Source organism: Burkholderia sp. AU32262 (assembly GCF_020419985.1).
In the GTDB taxonomy this organism is placed as follows: Bacteria; Pseudomonadota; Gammaproteobacteria; order Burkholderiales; family Burkholderiaceae; genus Burkholderia; species Burkholderia semiarida.
Map to the genome: position 1 here is coordinate 115,846 of NZ_JAIZRS010000021.1, position 21,405 is coordinate 137,250.

Sequence of the window (21,405 nt, forward strand, 5' to 3'; positions counted from 1 at the left end):
CGCCCGCCCCCCGTCATGACCGCTGCATGCGGACCGAACCTGCATCGCCCACTTACCCACAAATTTTGTTGGCAAGCATGTGGATAGCCTGCGCATACCGCGATCAAGCATTTGATCCGAAAGACTTTGTCCGCGCCGCCTAGAAACGGCACACGGGCGGCCAAGCGCCGGTTGCATGCCGCTGCGGTACGTGATGCGCCGCCCGCCGCGCCGGCTGCGGTGCTTGTCCACAGATTGTGTTGGCAAGCGTGTGGATAGCCTGCGCATACCGCGGCCAAGCGCTTGATCCGAAAGACTTTGTCCGCGCTGCTTCAAACGCGGCACGACGGCGCGCGCCGCGCGGCGCGCCCGCTGCGCGCGGGCTTGTCCACACTTTTTGTTGGCAAGCATGTGGATATCCTGAGCATGCGCGAGCTAAGTCGTTGATCGCACAACGTTTGATCGCGCGGGTCACGACTGCGGCACGATGCGCCCGCGGCGTGCGCGATGCCTGTCGCGCCCTGCCGTGCCGCGCCGCTCAGCCGAACGTCCGCGCGACGATGCGCGCGACCGACGCGATCACGTCGTCCTTCGCCCGCGCATCGGCTCGCGTCTGCGTGTAGTACACGGCCAGCACGATCGGCGCGCGCGACGTCGGCCAGATGACGCCCACGTCGTTCGTCGTCCCGTAGTCGCCGGTGCCGGTCTTGTCGCCGACCGTCCACCCGGCCGGCACGCCCGCGCGGATTCGCTTGTCGCCGACCTTGTTGCCGCGCAGCCACGTGACGAGCTGCTCACGCTGCGCGGCCGGCAACGCGTCGCCGAGCGTCAGCACGCGCAGGCTGGCGGCCATCGCGGCCGGCGTCGTCGTGTCGCGCGGGTCGGCCGGCAACGCGGTATTCAGTTCGGTCTCCCATCGATCGAGACGGAACGTGTCGTCGCCGATCGAGCGCGCGTAGGCCGTGACCGCCGACGGTCCGCCGATCAGCTTCATCAGCAGGTTCGCGGCCGAGTTGTCGCTGTACTGGATCGTGGCCTCGCACAGCGCGGCGACCGTCATGCCCGCGCCGACGTGCTTCTCCGATACCGGCGAATAGTTGACGAGATCGGCCTTCGTATACGTCACGCGCTGTTGCAGCAAGCCCGGTTGCTCGACGCTCCGCGCAAGCACCGCGGCGCTCAGCATCGCCTTGAACGTGCTGCAGAACGGGAAGCGCTCGCCCGCGCGATGCTCGATGACCCGGCCGCTCGCCGTGTCGATCGCGCACACGCCGAGACGGCCGCCCGCGTCGCGTTCGAGATCGGCCAGCGTCGTCGCAGCAGCAACAGGCGCAATGGCGTCCGCGGCAGCCGCCGCTGCCGCCGTGGCGGCGTCCGGCGCAGCGGCCTGTCGCGACGCGCATGCGGTGACGGTAAGAACGAGCGGCGCCGTCGCGGCGGCCAGCAACAGGGATCGACGTTTCGATGAGTAGGTCATGTCGGTTGTCTCGTGGTGGAACGGCGGCGAAACGTGGTTGGCGCGTTGAAAACGGCCGGCCGCCGAGGCAGCACTATCGGCACTTTACGGTTGCCCGACAAGCAACGATAATTGAGCGCTGACAAAAGAAATTCTTATGACGAAGCTTCGCCCTCATCTTCCGCTCAATGCGTTGCGCGCGTTCGAATCGTCGGCGCGCCACCTGAACTTCACGCGCGCCGGCCTCGAGCTGAGCGTGACCCAGGCCGCCGTCAGCCAGCAGGTGCGCTCGCTCGAGGAGCGGCTCGGCTGCACGCTGTTTACGCGGCTGCCGCGCGGCCTCGGGCTGACCGACGAGGGGCGCGCGCTGCTGCCGGTGCTGAGCGACGCGTTCAGCCGCATCGAGACAGTGCTCAAGCAGTTCGACGGCGGGCGTTTCCACGAGGTGCTGACGCTCGGCGTCGTCGGCACCTTTGCCCTAGGCTGGCTAATGCCTAGGCTGAAGCAGTTCGGCGACACGCACCCGTTCGTCGAGCTGCGGCTGCGGACCAACAACAACGTCGTCGACCTCGCCGCCGAGGGCCTCGATTTCGCGATCCGCTTCGGTGAAGGCAACTGGCCGGCCACGCGCAACGAGCGGCTGCTCGATGCGCCGCTCACCGCGCTGTGCGCGCCGGACATCGCGCGGCGCGTCGCGCGTCCGGCCGATCTCGCGAACGAAACGCTGCTGCGCTCGTATCGCACCGACGAATGGCACGGCTGGTTCGACGCCGCGCGGCTCGAACCGTGGGCCGTCAATGGGCCCGTGTTCGATTCGTCCCGGCTGATGGTCGAGGCCGCGATGCAGGGTGCGGGCGTCGCGCTCGCGCCCGCGTGCATGTTCTCGCGCGAACTGCAGCTCGGCCAGCTCGCGCGGCCGTTCGACATCGACGTGCGCGCGGGCGGCTACTGGCTCACGTCGCTGAAGTCGAAGCCGCTGACGCCGGCGATGACGCTCTTTCGCGACTGGATCGTGGCGGAAGCGGCCGGTACGGCGCCGGCGAACTGACGCGGCCGCGCTTGTCCACAGATTTTGTTGGCAAGGATGTGGATATCCTGGGTACGTGGCGCCTAACCCCTTGATCGCGCAAGCATTCGCGCGCCGACGCACGGCGCGGGCAGCCTTTGCACGCGGGCTTCGCGCACTGCTCGCATTCGGGCCGGATCCTCAACCCGTGCGACGCAATCGATTGCGAGTTGTCCACAGATTTTGTTGGCAAGCCTGTGGATATCCGCCGGATCGGACGCGTAACATCTTGATACACAAGGGGATTCGATTCACGGACCTTGACCGGTCAATGGCGTGGCACCGGAATGATTGTGGAACCGCGCGCCGCGCATGCGTGGCGCGCCCGGCCGCAGGCCGGGCGGTTCTCCACAGATTGTGTTGGCAAGCGTGTGGATATCCTGCGTATCGGGCACCTAACTGATTGAGCGCACGGGGTTTTGTGCCGCGTGCGCAGAATCGGGCAGCGCCTGCGCCGCCCCGTACGTCAATGGCGGTCGAGCCCGCCGCGCAATTCGCTCGCCTTGTCGCGCAACGCTTCGTAGCCCGAACGCGCATGCTCGGGCAGGTCGGGATCGCCGATCAGTGCGCCCAGCGTTTCGATCAGGCTGAACAGAATGCCCTTCGCCGCGCCGACCGCGATACTCTGCGATTCGATCGACTTGTGCAGGTGGTCGACCGCCGCTTCCAGATTCTCGAGCTTGTGCTCGCCGTCGTCGGGCCGGTTGTCGGTCGTCATCGTCTACCTCCGCCATCGTTCAAGGGTCATGTCACGATTCTATGCCGCCGCGCGCGAACGTGGCGCGACATCGCGCAACGTTCGCGCGGCGCCCCGCTACAGCACCGCGACCACCTTGACGCGGCCCGGCCGCTCCGCCGCCGCGACGACCTGCCCGTCGACCCGGCGGAACGTCAGCGACACGGTTTCGTCGCCGACGCGCAGCGCATCGATCCGCAGCCAGTCGACGCCTTCCGGCAATGCCGGGCGTTCGACGCGCACCTCGTGGCGCGACGCGTCGATGCTCACGCCGAGGCACGCCTGCAGCATCATGAACGGCGCGCCGGCCGCCCACGCCTGCGGCAGGCAGGCAACCGGATACGCGGTCGGCGGTTCGCCGCGCCGGCGCGGGAACCCGCAGAACAGTTCCGGCAGACGCATCTCGAAGCTCACCGCCGCCTCGAACAGCGCACGCAGCAGGTTCACTGCGGCCGTCTTGTCGCCGTAGCGCGCCAGGCCGCGCGCGATGAGCGCGTTGTCGTGCGGCCACACCGAACCGTTGTGATAGGCCATCGGGTTGAAGCGCGGCTGGCCGGCCGCGAGCGTGCGGATGCCCCAGCCCGTCTGGAACAGCGCCGAGCCGAGCACGCCGGCGACCGCCGCGCCGCGCTCGGCGTCCGGCAGCCCGAACGCAAGCAGGTGGCCCGCGTTCGATGCGAACACGCGGCAGAGCTCGCCATGCCCGTCGAGCGCGATCCCGTAGAAATCGCCTTCCGGCATCCAGAACAGCGCGTCGACCTGGTCGCGCAGCGTCTTCGCGCGCAACGCGTAGCGCGTCGCGTCGGCCGCATGGCCGCGCCGGTGCGCGCACGCCGACATCGCGTCGAGCGCCGCGCACGCGTAGGCCTGCACCTCGACGAGCGCGATCGGCCCGTCCGGGAAACGGCCGTCCGCATGGAACACCGAATCGTGGCTGTCCTTCCAGCCCTGGTTCGCGAGGCCGCGCTCCGACGTGCGCTGGTAGTCGAGCAGTCCGTACGGATTGCGGTCGCACTTGTCGATCACCCATTGCACGGCGCGCTCGAGCGCGGGCCACAGCTCGTCGATCAGCGCATCGTCGCCGGTGCGCTCGGCATAGGCGCCCGCGAGCACGATGAACAGCGGTGTCGTATCGACGCCGCCGTAGTACAGCGCGAACGGCACCTCGCCCGTCGCGGCCATCTCGCTGCGGCGGAACTCGTGCATGATCTTGCCGGGCTCCGCGTCGCGGAACGCGGAGGTCTCGCGCGCCTGATGCTCGGCGAGAAAGCGCAGCACGCCGCGCGCGAGCGACGGCTGCAGCCACAGCATCTGCAGCGACGTGATGATCGCGTCGCGGCCGAACGGCGTCGAGAACCACGGAATGCCCGCATACGGGTACGGCCCCGTGTCGAGCTGCGTCGTGAGCAGCCCGAGATCCGCGAGCGAACGATCGAGCCACGCGTCGAACAGCGGATTGCCGGTGTTCACGCGCGCCATCGACTCGCGCCGTGCCCGCATCTCGCGATGCACGCCGACGAGCGCCGTGCGCAGCGCGACGCGGCCGCACCCGGGCCCTTCGCCCTGCGCGGGCCCGAGCGTCGCATCGACGGTCAGGTAGATCGACACGCACGCCTGCGCGGCGATCGTCAGCGTGTAGTCGGCACGATCGACCGACAGCGCGTCGGGCGCCGGCGAAAAATGCACGGTCACGTTGCGCTCCACGCCGTCGAGGCCGTCGTAACGCAGCCGCACCGCGCCCGCGTCGACGCGCGGCGCGCCCACCGTGCCGCGCTTGGGCCGCCGCGTGCCGCGCACTTCGAACATGTCCTTGAAATCCGCCGCGAACGACAGCGACAGCGGCACCTCGGCTTCGCTCGCGCCGTAGTTCGTCAGCGTCAGCGCTTCGTGCAGCACGTCGCCCGCGAGCACGCGCATGCGCTCGATATGGATCACGCCCTCGGGCGTCTCGTGGCCGCCGAGCGGCGGCAGCGGGCGGTTCGTCAGGTGCGCGGTGAACGACGCGTTGTCGGCGCTCGTCGCGCCCGACAGCAGCGACGGCGCGCGGCCGCCGAACGTCAGGCGCCACGTCGACAGCACGCGCATGTCGTCGACGAACAGGCCGTCGTCATGGCCGGCGATGTCGCCGAGCGCGTCGCTGACCACGAACGCGTCGCCGGATTTCAGCACGTACTGGTTGTTGCGCGCGAGGACCTGCGGATCGGCTTCGGGCGCGATGAAAGCGGGACCCGACGCGGTGGCCGGGGGAATCGGCGCGACTTGCGGCGCCTGCGTCGTCGTGGCTTCGGCGTGATTCGGCATCGATGCTCCTGTGTCGAGGCGCAACGCGCGGCGCGCGTCGCGTGTTTCGCACAGGATAGGCCAGAACGGCGAACGTGCGCAGCGACGAAACGGCCGCGGCGCCAGACGACGTTGCTTCGTCGCATGGCGCCGCGTACGGGCACGTCAGTCGCCGGTCAGAATTTCCACAGGATGTTGCCGAGGATCGCGTTGTCGCGCACGCCGCTGCCGTATTGGCCGCTGTACGTGAGGCCGAGCGTCAGGCGCTTCGTGATGTTCGCGTCGATGCCGGCTTCGAGCACCGCGCTGTCGCGAGCAATCGGCACGCCCGATACCTGGAACGACGTGCCGCCATTCGCGAACGTGAACGCCGACGACGGCCGCACGTTGCCGAACGCATGCCGCCAGCCGACCGTCCCGCGCGCGGTGAACGTGCCGCTCGCGATCGAGCCGAGCTGCGACGCCGCACGCAGGCCGAGCGTCGAGAAGCCGACGTGGGTCGTCTCACCGCCGGCACGCAGCGCGGCCGCGCCGCCGGTTTCCGTATAGCCGTCGGTATGCAGGTTCACGTACGCGAGGCCCGCGAACGGTTCGATCGCGACCGGGCCGACCGGCAGCGCGTAACCGACTTCGCCGAACACCTGCGCAGAATGCGCGTTGTAGCCGGCCGAGTCGTGATCCGAGAAGCCCGCGAAGCCCGGATAGCGGTCACTGTTGATGCGATACCACGTGTACGAAGCGCCGCCGCGCACGCCGAGCGCGCCGTACTGCGCGCCGCCGTACAGCGACAGGTAGTAGCTGTTCACCGCCGCCGACGAACTCTGGTCGTTGTCGAGCGAGCTGTGCGTGACGCCCGCGGCCAGACCCGCACGCCACTTGTCGTTGAACGCCATGTCGGCGCCGGCGATGAAGCCCGTCATGCTGCGGTTGATCGACGATGCGTTGCCGTCGCCGGCGAGCCGGCTGCGGCCGCCGAACGCCTGCCCCCACACGACCGGCTGATAAGGCGTCCCGCCATAGCACCCGTCGCGCGAACCGATCCGGCGTTCCGGCGGCAGCGTCGGGTCGGCCACGCCGGCCGTGTTGTCGCCGCACAGCGCGGCGCCGCCCGACGACAGCGCCGCGAGCGGGCCCGATCCGGGCGCGAGCCCCTGACGGACGCGATCGGTCACCGCGTCGCGCACATAGCGGCTGTCGAGCAGCAGCATGCTCTTCAGGCTCGCCTGCAGTTCGCCGCCGAGCAGCCCGTACGCGCGGCGCGCGGTCGGCGCGTCGGCCGTCAGCACCGTGTCGTACAGCGGATTGCCGGTGCCGAGCGCGGCCACCGCGGTCGCGACCGAGCGCTGGTTCGGCGTGGTGGCGACGTCGGGCAGCGACGTGCCGTTCTGAGCCAGTTGCAGATACACGTGACCCGGATCGTAGCTGAGGGTCGGCGTGAGGAACGCATAGTTCGCGCTCACCTGGGTGAACGCGCCCTGCACGCCCGACGACGCGCTGAGGATCGTGTACGTCGTGCCCGGCTGATAGGTGCTCTGGTTCGCGAGCACCTGCACGGTGCCGCCGTTCAGCGTCGCGGTGCCGCTCGCCGCGAGGCTGCCGCTTTGCTGCGGCGTCGCGGCGACCTGGAACGTCGAACCCGGCTGGAACGTGACGTTGCCGCCCACGTTCAGCGCCGCGCCCGGCTGCGTGGCGGCCGCCGTCGCGCCGCCTTGCACCACGAGGCCGCCGATCGTGCCGGTGCCCGTCAGCGTCGCGCCGTTCTGCACGGTGACGGTCGACTGGCCGAGCGAACCGTTGACGGCGAGCGTGCCCGCGGCGACCGTGGTCGGGCCGCTCAGCGTGTTCGTGCCGGTCAGCGTGAGCTGCCCGCTGCCGGCCTGGGTCAGCGAACCGGTGCCGGACAGCACGCTCGCGATCGTCACGTTGCCCGATTGATTGACGATCAGCGCACCGTTGTCGACGACGTCGCCGGCCACGCTGCCCGACGTGCCGCCGTTGCCGAGTTGCAGCGTGCCGCCGGCTGCGATCGTGGTGCCGCCCGTGTACGTGTTGCCGCCGGTCAGCACCTGCGTGCCGCTCGCCACCGTCACGCCGCCCGAGCCGCCGATCGTGCCGCCGAAGGTATTGCTGCCGCTGCCGTTCAGCGCCAGCGCGTTCGCACCGAGATTCACGTTCGTGCCGGCCGCACCCGACAGCGCACCGATCGTTTGCGTGCCGGTCGCGCCGCTCACGTCGAACGTCGCACCCGTGCCCGCGAGATTCACCGCGCCCGTCGATGCGAGGCTGCCGCCCGCGCCGAGCGCGAGCGTGCTGCCGCCGGCGATCGTCGTGCCGCCCGTGTACGTATTCGCACCCGTCAGCGTTTGCGTGCCCGTGCCGGCGAACGTCACGCCGCCCGTCCCGCCGATCGCGCCGCCGAACGTACCGTTGCCGCTGCCGTTCAGCGTCAGCGCATTCGCGCCGAGATTCACGTTCGTGCCGGCCGCGCCGGCCAGCGTGCCGATCGTCTGCGCGGCCGTCGCCCCGCTCACGTCGAACGTCGCCCCCGTGCCCGCGAGGTTCACGGCGCTCCCCGACGCGAGGCTGCCGCCCGCACCGAGGGCGAGTGTGCTGCCGCCGGCGATCGTCGTGCCGCCCGTATACGTGTTGGCCCCCGTCAGCGTTTGCGTGCCCGTGCCGGCGAACGTCACGCCGCCCGTCCCGCCGATCGCACCACCGAACGTACCGTTGCCGCTGCCGTTCAGCGTCAGCGCATTCGCGCCGAGATTCACGTTCGTGCCGGCCGCGCCGGTCAGCGTACCGAACGTCTGCGCGCCCGTCGCGCCGCTCACGTCGAACGTCGCCCCCGTGCCCGCGAGGTTCACGGCGCTCCCCGACACGAGGCTGCCGCCCGCGCCGAGTGCGAGTGTGCTGCCGCCGGCGATCGTCGTGCCGCCCGTGTACGTGTTCGCGCCCGTCAGCGTTTGGGTGCCCGTGCCGGCGACCGTCAGCCCGCCGGCGCCGCCGATCGTTCCTCCGAACGTACCGTTGGTGGTGCCATTCAGCGTCAGCGCATTCGTGCCGAGGTTGACGTTCGTGCCGGCCGAGCCGGTCAGCGTGCCGATCGTCTGCGCGCCCGTCGCGCCGCTCACGTCGAACGTCGCACCGGCGCTGGCGAGATTCACCGCGCCGGTCGAGGCGAGGCTGCCGCCCGCACCCAGCGCCAGCGTGCCGCCGCCGCTGATCGTCGTGCCGCCGGTGTACGTGTTCGCGCCGGTCAGCGTCTGTGTGCCGCTGCCGGCCAGCGTCAGGCCGCCGGTGCCGCCGATCGCGCCGCCGAACGTGTTGCTGCCGCTGCCGCTCAGCGTCAGCCCGTTGCCGCCGAGGTTCACACTCGTGCCGGCCGCGCCGGTCAGCGTGCCGAGCGTTTGCGAGGCGGTCGCGCCGCTCAAGTCGAACGTCGCCCCCGCGCCCGCGAGGTTCAGCGCACTGCCGGACGCAAGGCTGCCGCCCGCGCCGAGCGCCAGCGTGCTGCTGCCGGCGATCGTCGTGCCGCCCGTGTAGGTGTTCGCGCCGGACAGCGTCTGCGTGCCGGTACCCGACAACGTGAGGCTGCCCGTGCCGCCGATCACCCCACCGAACGTGCCGCTCGCCGTGCCGCCGAGCGTCAGTGCGTTGGCGCCGAGGTTCACGTTCGTTCCCGCGACGCCCGACAGCGCGCCGAGCGTCTGCCCGCCTGTCGCACCGCTCAGATCCAGCGCCGCGCCGGCACCGGCGAGATTCATCGTGCCCGTCGACGCGAGGCTGCCGCCTGCACCCAGCGCCAGCGTCCCCGCGTTGATCGTCGTGCCGCCCGTATAGGTGTTCGCGCCGGTTAGCGTCGTGGTCGCCGCGCCGTTCTTCACGAGGCCGCCGCTTCCGTTGATCGCGCCGGTCAGCCCGAGATCGTTGCTGCCGCCGAGCGTCAGCGTCGAGCCGGTCGCGAGATTGACCGTGTTGCCGACCGACAAGGCCGCATTCGTATCGAGCGTGGCCGCGCCGCCGACGGTCAGCGCGCCGGCGCCCAGTGCCCCGGCGTTGCCGAGCACGAGGCTGCCGCTATTGAGGTTCGTGCCGCCGCTGTAGGTATTGACGCCGTTCAGCGTCTGCGTGCCGGTGCCCGACAACGTGAGGCTGCCCGTGCCGCCGATCACCCCGCTAAACGTGCCGCTCGCCGTGCCCCCGAGCGTCAGTGCATTGGCGCCGAGGTTGACGTTCGCTCCCGAGACACCCGACAGCGCACCCAGCGTCTGCCCGCCTGTCGCACTGCTCAGATCCAGCGTCGCGCCGGCGCCCGCGAGGTTCATCGCGCCCGTCGATGCAAGGCTGCCGCCCGCGCCGATCGCCAACGTGCCCGCGTTGATCGTCGTGCCGCCCGTATAGGAGTTCGCGCCGGTCAGCGTCGTGGTCGCCGCGCCGTCCTTCACGAGGCTGCCCGTGCCGGCAATCGCGCCACCGAGCGTAAGACTGTTGCTGCCGCCGAGCGTCAGCGCGGCGCCCGTGCCCAGATTGATCGCATTGCCGACCGACAAGGCTGCATTCGTATCGAGCGTGGCCGCGCCGCCGACGTTCAGCGCGCCGGCGCCCAGCGCCCCGCCGTTGCCGAGCACGAGACTGCCGCTATTGAGGTTCGTGCCGCCGCTGTAGGTATTGGCGCCGTTCAGCGTCTGCGTGCCGGTACCCGACAACGTGAGACTGCCGGTACCGCCGATCACCCCGCCGAACGTGCCGCTCGCGGTGCCGCCGAGCGTCAGCGCGTTGGCGCCGAGGTTCACGTTCGTTCCCGCGACGCCCGACAGCGCGCCGAGCGTCTGCCCGCCCGTCGCACCGCTCAGATCCAGCGTCGCGCCCGCGCCCGCCAGATTCATCGCGCCGGTCGATGCAAGGCTGCCGCCCGCGCCGAGCGCAAGTGTGCCCGCATTGATCGTCGTGCCGCCGGTGTACGTGTTCGTGCCGGTCAGCGTCGTCGTCGCGGCGCCGTCCTTCACGAGGCTGCCCGCGCCGGCAATCGTGCCCCCCAGCGTAAGGCTGTTGCTGCCGCCCAGTGTGAGTGCGGCGCTCGCGTCGAGATTGATCGCATTGCCGACCGACAGGTTCGTGGTCGTATCGAGCGTCGCCGCGCCGCCGACGGTCAGCGCGCCGGTACCGAGCGCCGAGGCGTTGCCGAGTACCAGTCCGCCGGCGTTCAGCGTCGTGCCGCCCGCATAGTTGTTCGCGCCCGACAGCGTGAGCGCCGCCGCGCCGTTCTTCACGAGACCGCCGCCGCCGGAAATCACGCCGCCGAGGCCGAGATCGGTGCTGCCGCCGACCGTCAGCGTCGTGCCCGTCGCGATGTTGACGCCGTTCGCGAGCGACACGTTGGCAGTCGCATCGAGCGTCGACGAACCGTTGACATTCACCGCACCGAGGCCGAGCGACGTATTGCTGCCGACGACGAGGTTGCCGCCGTTCAGGTTGGTGCCGCCCGTGTACGTGTTCGCGCCCGTCAGCGATTGCGTGCCGGTACCCGACAGCGTCACGCTGCCCGAACCGCCGATCGTGCCGGCATAGGTGGCATTGATGCTGCCGCCGAGCGTCAGCGAATTGGCGCCGAGGTTCACGCTCGTTCCCGCGACACCCGACAGCGCGCCGAGCGTCTGCCCGCCCGCCGCACCGCCCAGATCCAGCGTCGCGCCGGCGCCGGCCAGGTTCATCGTGCCCGTCGACGCGAGGCTGCCGCCCGCGCCGAGTGCAAGTGTGCCCGCATTGATCGTCGTGCCGCCCGTGTACGTGTTCGCGCCGGTCAGCGTCGTCGTCGCCGCGCCGTTCTTCACGAGGCCGCCGCTTCCGCCGATCGCGCCGGTCAGCCCGAGATCGTTGCTGCCGCCGAGCGTCAGCGTCGAGCCGGTCGCGAGATTGACCGTGTTGCCGAGCGTCACGTTCGCGCTCGTGTCGAGCGATGCCGACGCGTTGACGTTCAGCGCGCCGGTGCCGAGCGACGAATTGTTGCCGACCACCAGGCCGCCGCCGTTCAGGTTCGTGCCGCCCGTGTAGCCGTTCGCGCCGGACAGCGTCAGCGTGCCGCCATCGTTCTTCGTCAGCGCGCCGCCGCCCGACACCGTGCCGGACAGCGTCAGACCGGTCGCGCCCTGCACCGTCAGGCCGCCCGCGCCGAGCGACACGTTGTTGGACACGTCGAGCCCCGCCGTACCCGCCTGCAACGCACCGCCGTTGCCCGTGACGGTCCCGGTGCCGAGCGACGCGTTGTCGTTGATGATCGCCACGCCGCCCGTCAGCGTCGCGTCCTGCGCGGTGGACGCGCCGTTGATGGTCCAGTTGCCGCTCGTGACGTCGAGGTGATTGAAGTTGATGTAGTTGTTGACCGCGATCGTGCCGTTCGCCGCGGCGCCCTGCTGCAGGTTGAGCGTATTGTTGCCGCCCGCGCCGCCGTCGACGACGCCGGTTGCGGCCACGCCGAGCGTGACCGGGCCGATCGTGATGTTGAACGCGCCGCCGGTGCCGCCGGCCGTGTTGACCGACGAGCCCGTCACGGCATTGAACGTGTTCGTGCTGTTCGCCCCCATCGACACGCCGCCGTTGATCGTGCCCGAGTTGGTGAACGTATTGCCCTGCCCCGGCGTGCCGTTCGAACCGAGCGACACGCGGCCGGTGATCGTCCCGCTGTTCGTCATGTTGACCGTGCCGCCGCCGTATGCGGCGACCACCGGCGCATCGGCGCCGACGAGGGTCGCGCCGGGCAGTGGGGACGAGCCGATCGTGCCGGTGTTGTTGATCGTCGACGTGCCGCCCGTGCCGTTCTGGACCGACAGCGCCATGCCGGTCACGCCGCTGATCGCGACGCCGGTCGAGCCGTTCATCGTGCCGTTGTTGGTCACGGTCGTGGTGCTCGCCGCCGCGTTGCCGACCACCGCGCCGCTCGACAGCACGCCGAGCCCCGAGCCGAGCACGGACGGGTCGATCGTGCCGTTGTTGGTCAGCGTGACGTTACTGCCGGTCAACGACATCGCCGTGCCGCCGACCCCGAGCAGCACACCGACGCTTGCACCGGGGTTGACCGTCGCATTCAGGTTGTTGGCGCTGTTCGAATAACTGGGCGCCAGCGGGTTCGCGGCGCCGGAGCAGGTCACCGTCGTGCCCGCGGTGCTGCAGGTCGCCTGGGCGGGAACGATGCCCGCGCCCGACAGCGCCAGAAACACGCCCGTGGGCAGCAATAGTCTCGGAAACGGCTCACTCGTTTTTCTCGAACGGGCAGGATTCATGCTTTCCCTCTTTATTGATTTCGGTTTTTGGTATGGGTATTGCGGCCGCACTGGACGGCACGCAGCAGAAAATCGCGGATAAAAGCGTCCTCCCCGGCAATCGCGATGCGCTGTCGGTTTATTCGTGATGATTGTTTTGATCGGCCCGGAAATGCAGCTGCGGAACTAGTCGAATGACATGGTGACGGCCCCTGTTTTTTTGCAGCGACTTTCTGGTTGATTTGATTACTGCCCGCTTTCGTCAGACTAGGCTATATCAAACTCAAACCGTTTTCCAGTCGATATTTTCCTGTCGGATCAACGGCCGACGGTTATGTAGTTTTTTTACTTTCTGACAGATGCGCAGCGATAACATGCAACACACTCTTCGCCGGCCTTCTTGATTTTTCGCAAAGACAACGATTGTTCCGCATCGGTGGAAACACCGATATATCGCCCCGATTCAATACACGCTGATTTTGCAGTGCAATATTCTTACCGCGACGAATGATCCATGCAGATAATCAACATCCGCTTAATAAATCGATCGGACCTCGATTATGGAACTGTCGGCGAAACTGTTTTGATTTTTGTCCCCTCAAGACATCTGAAACGAGAATCGCTATTATTTATTCAGTGCCCATGACACCCGCGCGGCCGGCGCGGACGACAGAAAACCGGAAAAAACAACGAAACCACCCGCACCGGAAGCGCGCGCTTCCGGGCCGCCCCGTCACGAAAACAGGCGCATCAGATAAAGCATCGGCCGAAACGAAACCGGCCGCGCATCGGGATTCACCCACAACCGCACCGCATACACCGCGTAGGCCGGCACCTCGCGCCAGCTCGAATAGAGATCGCGCCACTGGAAGCGGCGCGGATACGCGGCGGAGATGTTCGACCGCGCAATGCCGACGCGCTCGAACGCGAGGCGCGCCCGCGCGAGGTGGTAATACTGGCTGACGATCAGCACGCGCGACAGGCGATGCGCGCGCAGGTAGGCAAGCGTGTGCTGCGCGGTCGCGAGCGTGTTGTCGCCCTGATCGTCGACGGCGATCCGGTCCGCCGGCACGCCGCGCGCGACGAGGTAGTCGCGCATGGCCGTCGCCTCGTTCAGCCCGGGCCCGTCGATCGCGCCGCTGACCAGAAACGCCGGGCACTGCCCCGCGCGGTAACAACGCACGCCGACATCGAGCCGGGCCGCGAGCACCGGCTTCGGCGCGCCGGTTTCGTCGAGCGCGTTGCCGAAGATCACGGCGACGTCCGCCGGGTCGCCCGGCATCCGCACGCCGTGGACGACGATCGCGGCCGCCGCCGCGCCCCAGACGCACGCGACGACGGCCAGCACGCGGCCGGTCCGGGCCGCGAAGCCCCGTTTGGTTCGATATTTCAAGGTATTCGGTCTCTCAGGTGTCGCCGGGGGCGTCGGCCGGCCCGGTCCCGAACGGGCGCGTCACGCTAGCACGGCGCGCCCGCGCCTGTCCATGCGATGGACCGATGCCGGCCGAGCGGGCCGGCCACTGGAAGATCGAAAGAATGTGAGAGCGTGCGCCCGACCGCGGCCGGCAGCACCGCCCGGCTCAATCCGCCGGGCACATCGCGAGCCGCCCCATCGCCTCGCCGGCGCCGCGCACCGCGCAGGTGGACGGCTCGTCGGCGATCCGCGCGACCAGCCCGGTCTCGTCGTACAGCAGGCGTTCGAGATCGGCGAGCAGCGCGCCGCCGCCCGTGAGCACCGCGCCGCGATTCGCGATGTCGGTCACGAGTTCGGCCGGCGCGTTTTCCAGTACCGACTTCACCGCGCCGATCACCTGCTTGAGCGGCGCGGCCAGCGCGTCCGCGACGTCGTGGTTGGACAGCTCGACCGAGCGCGGCAGGCCGTCGCCGATGCCGCGGCCGACGGCGCGGGTCGACGTGCGCGGCACCGCGCTCGTGGCCGAGCCGATCGTCTTCTTCACGTGCTCGGCCGTCTGTTCGCCGAGCAGCACGCCGTACAGGTTGCGGACATGGTTGACGATCGCGGCGTCGAACTGGCTGCCGCCGACGCGGATCGCCTCGCGGTACACGATGCCGCCGAGCGCGATGACCGCGACTTCGGTCGTCCCGCCGCCGATATCGATGACCATCGAGCCGACCGGCTCGGTCACCGGCAAACCGGCGCCGAGCCCGGCCGCCAGCGGTTCCTCGATCAGTTCGACCTCCGATACGCCGGCCGCGAACGCGGCCTCGCGGATCGCGCGGCGCTCGACGGCCGTCGCGTCGGACGGCACGCACAGCGTGACCTCGACGCGGCGACCGAAGCGCGAGCGGGTGCGCGACATGTCGATGAAGCTGCGGATCATCTGCTCGGCCGCGTGCGCGTCCGCGATCACGCCGTGCCGCATGGGCCGCACGGCTTCGAGATGCCCGGGTTCGCGGCCGAGCAACGCCTTCGCGAGCTCGCCGACGGCCTCGAGGGTGGGCCGCGCGTCGCTCGCGCCGCCCTTGCGGAAGCAGACGACCGACGGCTGGTTCAGCACCACGCCGCGTTCGTGCGTATAGATTCGCGTACTCGCCGTTCCCGGGTCGATCGCAACGGGTTGCGCAAACAACTTTCCGAACAGCGGTGTCGACATATCAAACCTTTGTGAAGGAGCGGGCCGGGACAGCCGCGCCGCACTTTTCGCCGCGCGTGCATGCCGCCCCATCACGAGCTTAGCGGCAAATCGTTCCGATACTTTAGCCAATTCCAATGATTTTTTCGCGACGAAATTGCCGAAAACGGCGTCCCGCGCACGTCCGGCTACGCAACAGCCGCTCGCATCGGGCCTGTAAAACACGGTAATCTCTCGGTCTTGCCTGTTCCCGGCAGGCCTCCGACGCACGATCACGCCAGGTATGTTCACCATGACAGCGACCGTTTCTTTCCGCTGGGCGCCGCTGCGCCCGCTCTGCACGACGCTCGTTGCCTTCTGGTGCTGCGCGGTTGCCGCGCAACCGCTGCCGGCCGCCGAATCCGCCGCCGCCCCGACCGTTGCGGCCGCAGCCAACGCCCCGGCGCACACCTGCGCGGCCGACGGCGGCCCGGCCGGCCGCCCGTCGATCGGCCTCGCGCTGTCCGGCGGCGGCGCGCGCGGCTACGCACACCTCGGGGTCCTGAAAGTCCTGGAGGACAACCGGATCCCGATCGACTGCATCGCGGGCACCAGCATGGGCGCCGTGGTCGGCGGCCTGTACGCGAGCGGGATGGCGGCCGACGAGATGCAGAAGCGGCTGTCGGAGGTCAACCTGGCCGATATCGCGTTCGACGTGACGGACCGCGCGGACCTGCCGCAAACCAGCCGGGAAGACGAACGCCTGTACATCAACGGGCTGACACTCGGCTTCGGCAAGAAAGGCGTCAAGGCGCCGGTCGGCCTCGTTCAGGGCAACCGGCTGCAGGCGCTGCTCGCGAACTGGACGGCCGCCGTGCCGACCAACCAGCCGTTCGACCACCTGCCGATCCCGTATCGCGCCGTCGCGACCGACCTGCAGACCGGCCAGATGGTCGTGCTCGACCACGGCTCGCTGCCGCTCGCGATTCGCGCGAGCATGGCGATGCCGGGCCTGTTCGCGCCGGCCGAGATCAACGGGCGCGCGCTCGTGGACGGCGGGCTCGTCAGCAACCTGCCCGTCGACACCGCGCGGCAGATGGGCGCGAACATCGTGATCGCCGTCGACATCGGCTCGCCGCTGCGCCCGCTCGATGCGCTCGCGTCGCCTGCCGACGTGATGCAGCAGATGGTCGGCATCCTGATCCGCCAGAACGTGACCGCGCAGCGCAAGCAGCTCGACGCGCACGACGTGCTGCTCACGCCGGACCTCGGCTCGCTCGCGTTCACCGATTTCCAGAACGCGAAGCAGGCGATCGCCGCCGGCGAGATCGCCGCGACCGCGGCGCTGCCGAAGCTGCGGCGTTTCGCGCTCACGCCGGAACAGTACGCGGCCTACCGGTCCGCGCACGCGCAGCCGCTGCCGCCGCCGATCCGGATCACGCGCATCGACATCAAGACCAGCGGCGGCGTGCCCAAGCGCGTCGTCAGCAACGCGCTGCACGTGAAACCGGGCGACATCTACGATCCGAAGACCGTCAGCCAGGATCTGCTCGGGCTCACGACGGGCGGCAACTTCGAGAGCGTCACGCAACAGATCGTGAGCCGCGGCGACGATAACGTGCTCGAGATCGACGCGCGCGAGAAGTACTGGGGGCCCAACTTCCTGCTGTTCGGGCTCGGCATGTCGAGTAGTTCGACCGACGAAGGCGGCTTCCGCCTGCACGTCGGCTACCGGCGGCCGTGGCTCACGGAATCGGGGCTCGAATTCCGCGCGGACACGACGATCGGCAGCGACCTGCAATCCGCGCGCATCGAGTTCCGCCAGCCGCTGTCGATGGCATACGGCGTCTATCTGTCGCCGTACGCGGAATACCAGCGCCGCTACGCGAACCTGTACGACGACACCGGCGACGTGAAGATCACGCAGTACCTGATGCAGACGGCGCGCGCCGGACTCGATCTCGGTTTGCCGATCGGGCGGCTCGGCGATTTCCGGATGGGCGTCGGTTACGTGACCGGGCACGGCTCGCCGACCTACAACCTGCCGTTCGACGACGGCAGCGGCCAGGCGCTGCTGTGGCCGAGCTTCACGTCGCAGGCGCTGATCGCGCGCGCCCGGCTCGTGATCGACCAGCTCGACGATCCGCTGTTCCCGCGCAAGGGCTATTTCACCGAGCTGCGCGTCGAACGCTCGCTGGTGTCGCGCAACGGCGGCTCGGCGCAGGAATTCTCCGACGGGATCAACAACGCACCCTATACCGAGATCTACGGCAAGGCGATGATCGCGCAGCAGTTCGGCCGGCACAGCGTCAGCGCGACGATCGAGGGCGGCAAGAGCATCGGCGGCACCAACCTGATCAACGCGTTCAACTTCACGCTCGGCGGCTTCCAGCATCTGTCCGCGTACGCGGCCGACCAACTGAACGGCAACGAGCTCGCGTACGGGCAGGTCACGTACATGAACCAGTTGATGACGTTCAACGCGTCGCCGGTCAAGGCGCTGTCGGTGGGCGCCAGCGCGGAAGTCGGCAACGTGTGGTCGAGCGGCCAGCAGATCGGCGGCGGCGCGCTCAAGCAGAGCTATACGTTCTTCACGAGCCTGTCGACCGCGTTCGGGCCCGTCTATATCGGCGTCGCGCTCGCCCCCGGCGGCCGACGCAACTTCTACCTGCAGCTTGGCCGCACTTATTGAGCATGCGCGGATGCCGCTGCGGCGGTATCCGCGGCGCCGTCTCGACGGCGGCCATCGACTTCACGGTTGCCGCGGATCGGCCTTGCGGCGTGGCGCTAGACCGGCCAGCTGATCTCGAACCGCGCGCCGCCGAGTTCGACCGGATCGACGACCGCGATGCGGCCGTTGTGGGCGTGGAGCACCTGTCGCGTGATCGACAGGCCGAGCCCGTAGCCGCCGGTACGGCGGTCCAGGCGCACGAATGCGTCGAAGATCCGTTCGCGTTCGCTCTCGGGCACGCCGGGGCCGTCGTCCTCGACGAAGATCCCGATGTTGCCGTGCACGAGCGAGATCCCGACGACGATCCGCGATTGCGCGTACTTGCTCGCGTTGCGCAGCAGGTTGCGCATCGCATACGACATCAGCCGCCGGTCCATCTTCACGCGCAGATCCGACCCGATCGCGATGCGCGACTCGATCGCACGGTCCGGATACAGCAGTTGCGCGTCGCTCACCTGATGCTCGAACCACGCGACCGGCGCGGTCATCTCGAGGTTCGACTGCAGCGAGCTGTATTCGAGCCGCGCATACGTGAGGCTCATGTCGATCAGCTCCTCGAGCTCGGTCACGTCCTGCGCGATGCTCTCGAGCGCGCCCTGGTATTCGGCCGCCGAACCCGGTTCGCGCAGCATTTCGAGCGCGAAGCGCACGCGCGCGAGCGGCGCGCGCAGTTCGTGCGAGATCCCGTTCGTCAGGTCGCGCTGCGCGGCGATCAGCCGCTCCATGCGCATCGCGAGCGCATTGAGCGTGCGCGCGAGCGGGCCGATGATCACGCTGTGCGATTCGCGCGCACGCGTGTTGAAGCGCCCGCCGGTGAAGTCGATCGCCCGCTCGCGCACCATTACGAGATCCGACCAGACCGGCCGCATCCACCGATACGCGGCGAGCGCCGGCGCGGTGAACACGAACGCGAGCACGATCCAGATATCGCCCGGCAGCGAATCGAACGCATGCCACACGACCTCCGGCGACAATTCGACGCACAGCGCGAGCGCGGGCACCAGCGCGGTCAGCAGGACGAGGCCGAGCAGATGCAGGTAGGTGCGCAGGTACAGGCGCGACCAGCTCGGAATGCGGTCGGCGCGCGTGTCGGTCCACGCGCGGCGGAAGTGCAGCCAGCGCCATTTGACGTAGCGCAGCGTCGGCAGCGGCGGTGCATCGGGGTGCGAACGGGTTCGTCGGATCATCGCGGCTCCCGGCCGGCGGGCCGCATGCCCGCACGGAACGTGGCGGCGTCGCGCGAAGGCGGCTTCATTCCCACGCGTGCTTGCTGAATTGATAACCCTTGCTGCGGATCGTCTTGATCCGCTGCGGGTTGCTCGCGTCGTCGCGCAGCTTGCGGCGCAGCTTCGAGATACGCCCGTCGATCGTGCGGTCGAGGCCGTCGAATTCGACACCGCGCAACTGCAGCATCAGATCGTCGCGGCTGACGACTTCGCCCGCGTGACACACGAGCGCCCACAGCAGGTCGAATTCGGCCGACGTCAGATCGGGCGTGCTGCCGTCGGGCAGCACGACGGTGCGGTCGGTGCGGTCGATCGAGAACTTCCCGAACGCGTAGCGCTCCGGCTGCGGCGCGGTGCCTTCGGCCACGCGCGCGGGCGCGCGGCGCAGTTGCGCCTTGATCCGCGCGAGCAGGATGCGCGGCTCGACCGGCTTGTGCACGTAGTCGTCCGCGCCGAATTCGAGGCCGAGCAGCTCGTCGAACGGCTCGTCGCGCGCCGTCACCATGATGATCACGCCGTCGTACTGCTTGCGGGCCTCGCGGCAGATTTCGAAGCCGTCCTTGCCGGGCAGATTCACGTCGAGGATGACGAGATCGGGACGAATGGACAGGATTGCCGGCACCGCGGCGTCACCATGCAGCACAGTGTCGACTTCATAGTCGTTCTTGCGCAGGTAGCCGGCGATCAGCGTGGACAGACGGGTGTCGTCTTCGACGAGCAGGATGCGAAAAGACATGGGCAGCGGTCGGGTCATCGGGAAGCCGCGGCGGCGCCGGCCGGTGCCGGACGCCGGCCATCGGCCGAAACGTACCGCATGATACTGCGCCCGCCGCTTGCCTGTTTGGCTGTCTTGAAAATAAGGGCGCGACTCGGGCCGCGCTTGACGAATCGGCGCCGGGACGGTTCCATACGGGCTCGCCGGAATCCCGGCCCTGCTTCCATCCTGCCTGACGTGATGAATTACCAGACGATTCTTGAACGCATCCACACCGAACTCGCCCCCTGGATCGGCCAGGGACGGGTGGCCGACTACATTCCCGAACTCGCGAAAGTACCCGCCGACAAGTTCGGGATGGCGGTCGTGACGCTCGACGGAAACGTTTACACGGTCGGCGATGCGCACGAGCGCTTCTCGATCCAGAGCATCTCGAAGCTGTTCGCGTGCACGCTCGCGTTCCAGTTGCTGGGCGACGCGCTGTGGGAACGGGTCGGCCGCGAGCCGTCCGGCACCGCGTTCAATTCGCTGGTTCAGCTCGAAAGCGAACGCGGCAAGCCGCGCAATCCGTTCATCAATGCGGGCGCGCTGGTCGTCACCGACGTGCTGTGCCGCCGCTTCGTGAAAGCCGAGACGGCGCTCGTCGAATTCGTGCGGCGGCTGATCGGCGCGAACGACATCGACTACGACTCGCGCGTCGCGACGTCGGAGTTGCAGCACGCGGAGCGCAATCGCGCGATGGCGCACTTCATGGCGAGCTTCGGCAACATGCAGATGCCGCCCGATACGGTGATCGACGCGTATTGCCGGCAGTGTGCGATCGAGATGAACTGCGTCGAGCTCGCCAGCGCCGCGCTGTTTCTTGCGAACGGCGGCGTCGCGCCGGCGACCGGCGAGCGGATCGTCGATTCGAGTTCCGCGAAGCGGCTGTCGGCGCTGATGCTGACTTGCGGCACCTATGATGCGGCCGGCGATTTCGTGTATCGCGTCGGGCTGCCGGCGAAAAGCGGCGTCGGCGGCGGGATCGTCGCGGTGCTGCCCGGGGAGATGGCGGTGTGCGTGTGGGCGCCGGGGTTGGATGCGAACGGGAATTCGTTGGCGGGGACCAGGGCTTTGGAATGGTTGACTACGTATTCGGGGCGGTCGATTTTTTGAAGCGTCGAAGTCAAGCGTGCCTCATGTGGCGCGACGGCGGCAGATTCATATCGGCGCGAGCTAGAGCGTTTAACGGGGAATTCGGCCATCGGCAGCGAACGCCGCGGAGCCTATCCGAACCTTTGTGTGTGAGGCATAAACTGATGGCCAAGGAGCCACGTTATGCCACGCAAACGTAAGGAAGAAGCGACCGTAGAACCGGGCAAGGGCTTGAACCTGGACCCGGAACTGA

At 68.8% G+C, this 21,405-nt stretch carries 11 protein-coding genes; 3 read left to right on the forward strand and 8 right to left on the reverse strand.

The genetic code is table 11. The annotated features are described in order from the left end of the window. Positions 1 to 517: 517 nt before the first annotated feature. Entirely contained in the window at positions 518 to 1,456 is a 939-nt protein-coding gene (gene blaPEN-bcc, locus LGN10_RS24055; protein ID WP_226225237.1) for a PEN family class A beta-lactamase, Bcc-type, read from the reverse strand. Positions 1,457 to 1,592: 136 nt separating this feature from the next. Here blaPEN-bcc and penR point away from each other — a divergent pair, with 136 nt between their 5' ends. Then, positions 1,593 to 2,483: a beta-lactamase transcriptional regulator PenR gene (gene penR, locus LGN10_RS24060; RefSeq protein WP_124859798.1), complete on the forward strand. Its 891-nt coding sequence runs from the start codon at positions 1,593 to 1,595 to the stop codon at positions 2,481 to 2,483. A 484-nt stretch (positions 2,484 to 2,967) separates the two neighbouring features. Here penR and LGN10_RS24065 read toward each other — a convergent pair whose 3' ends face one another. The 5 genes from LGN10_RS24065 to LGN10_RS24085 all read right to left on the reverse strand — a co-directional run bounded on the left by LGN10_RS24065 (position 2,968) and on the right by LGN10_RS24085 (position 15,388). Then, complete coding sequence (locus tag LGN10_RS24065; protein WP_006482135.1) at positions 2,968 to 3,219, reverse strand: hypothetical protein; 252 nt, start codon at positions 3,217 to 3,219, stop codon at positions 2,968 to 2,970. Positions 3,220 to 3,315: 96 nt separating this feature from the next. Next, entirely contained in the window at positions 3,316 to 5,538 is a 2,223-nt protein-coding gene (locus tag LGN10_RS24070; RefSeq protein ID WP_059584565.1) for an amylo-alpha-1,6-glucosidase, read from the reverse strand. A gap of 155 nt (positions 5,539 to 5,693) precedes the next feature. Continuing rightward, positions 5,694 to 12,794 carry an autotransporter-associated beta strand repeat-containing protein gene (locus LGN10_RS24075; protein ID WP_226225238.1) on the reverse strand — a complete coding sequence of 2,367 codons (7,101 nt, stop codon included), beginning with the start codon at positions 12,792 to 12,794 and terminating at the stop codon, positions 5,694 to 5,696. Between the two features lie 712 nt (positions 12,795 to 13,506). Beyond that, positions 13,507 to 14,166 carry a YdcF family protein gene (locus tag LGN10_RS24080; RefSeq protein WP_226225239.1) on the reverse strand — a complete coding sequence of 220 codons (660 nt, stop codon included), beginning with the start codon at positions 14,164 to 14,166 and terminating at the stop codon, positions 13,507 to 13,509. Between the two features lie 187 nt (positions 14,167 to 14,353). Beyond that, positions 14,354 to 15,388 carry a rod shape-determining protein gene (locus LGN10_RS24085; RefSeq protein ID WP_059639835.1) on the reverse strand — a complete coding sequence of 345 codons (1,035 nt, stop codon included), beginning with the start codon at positions 15,386 to 15,388 and terminating at the stop codon, positions 14,354 to 14,356. A 271-nt stretch (positions 15,389 to 15,659) separates the two neighbouring features. Here LGN10_RS24085 and LGN10_RS24090 point away from each other — a divergent pair, with 271 nt between their 5' ends. Next, positions 15,660 to 18,038, forward strand: coding sequence for a patatin-like phospholipase family protein (locus LGN10_RS24090; RefSeq protein WP_226225243.1), 2,379 nt, complete (start codon positions 15,660 to 15,662; stop codon positions 18,036 to 18,038). A gap of 95 nt (positions 18,039 to 18,133) precedes the next feature. On the opposite strand, the gene LGN10_RS24095 is transcribed toward LGN10_RS24090, so the two are convergent. Further along, positions 18,134 to 19,264, reverse strand: a complete 1,131-nt coding sequence (locus LGN10_RS24095) for an ATP-binding protein (protein WP_226225241.1) — start codon at positions 19,262 to 19,264, stop codon at positions 18,134 to 18,136. A 64-nt stretch (positions 19,265 to 19,328) separates the two neighbouring features. Further along, entirely contained in the window at positions 19,329 to 20,039 is a 711-nt protein-coding gene (locus LGN10_RS24100) for a response regulator (protein WP_059584557.1), read from the reverse strand. Between the two features lie 219 nt (positions 20,040 to 20,258). On the opposite strand from LGN10_RS24100, the gene LGN10_RS24105 reads away from it, so the two are divergent. Continuing rightward, a complete protein-coding gene (locus tag LGN10_RS24105) occupies positions 20,259 to 21,173 on the forward strand; it encodes a glutaminase (protein ID WP_059584555.1) in 915 nt (304 codons plus the stop codon). The last annotated feature ends 232 nt before the right edge of the window (positions 21,174 to 21,405 follow it).

Bases quoted from the DNA above. Each gene is read 5' to 3' on its own strand.
- LGN10_RS24085 (WP_059639835.1), bottom strand. From the start codon at position 15,388: ATGTCGACACCGCTGTTCGGAAAGTTGTTTGCGCAACCCGTTGCGATC.
- LGN10_RS24100 (WP_059584557.1), bottom strand. From the start codon at position 20,039: ATGTCTTTTCGCATCCTGCTCGTCGAAGACGACACCCGTCTGTCCACG.
- LGN10_RS24095 (WP_226225241.1), bottom strand. From the start codon at position 19,264: ATGATCCGACGAACCCGTTCGCACCCCGATGCACCGCCGCTGCCGACG.
- LGN10_RS24075 (WP_226225238.1), bottom strand. From the start codon at position 12,794: ATGAATCCTGCCCGTTCGAGAAAAACGAGTGAGCCGTTTCCGAGACTA.
- LGN10_RS24090 (WP_226225243.1), top strand. From the start codon at position 15,660: ATGACAGCGACCGTTTCTTTCCGCTGGGCGCCGCTGCGCCCGCTCTGC.
- LGN10_RS24065 (WP_006482135.1), bottom strand. From the start codon at position 3,219: ATGACGACCGACAACCGGCCCGACGACGGCGAGCACAAGCTCGAGAAT.
- LGN10_RS24105 (WP_059584555.1), top strand. From the start codon at position 20,259: ATGAATTACCAGACGATTCTTGAACGCATCCACACCGAACTCGCCCCC.
- blaPEN-bcc (WP_226225237.1), bottom strand. From the start codon at position 1,456: ATGACCTACTCATCGAAACGTCGATCCCTGTTGCTGGCCGCCGCGACG.
- penR (WP_124859798.1), top strand. From the start codon at position 1,593: ATGACGAAGCTTCGCCCTCATCTTCCGCTCAATGCGTTGCGCGCGTTC.
- LGN10_RS24070 (WP_059584565.1), bottom strand. From the start codon at position 5,538: ATGCCGAATCACGCCGAAGCCACGACGACGCAGGCGCCGCAAGTCGCG.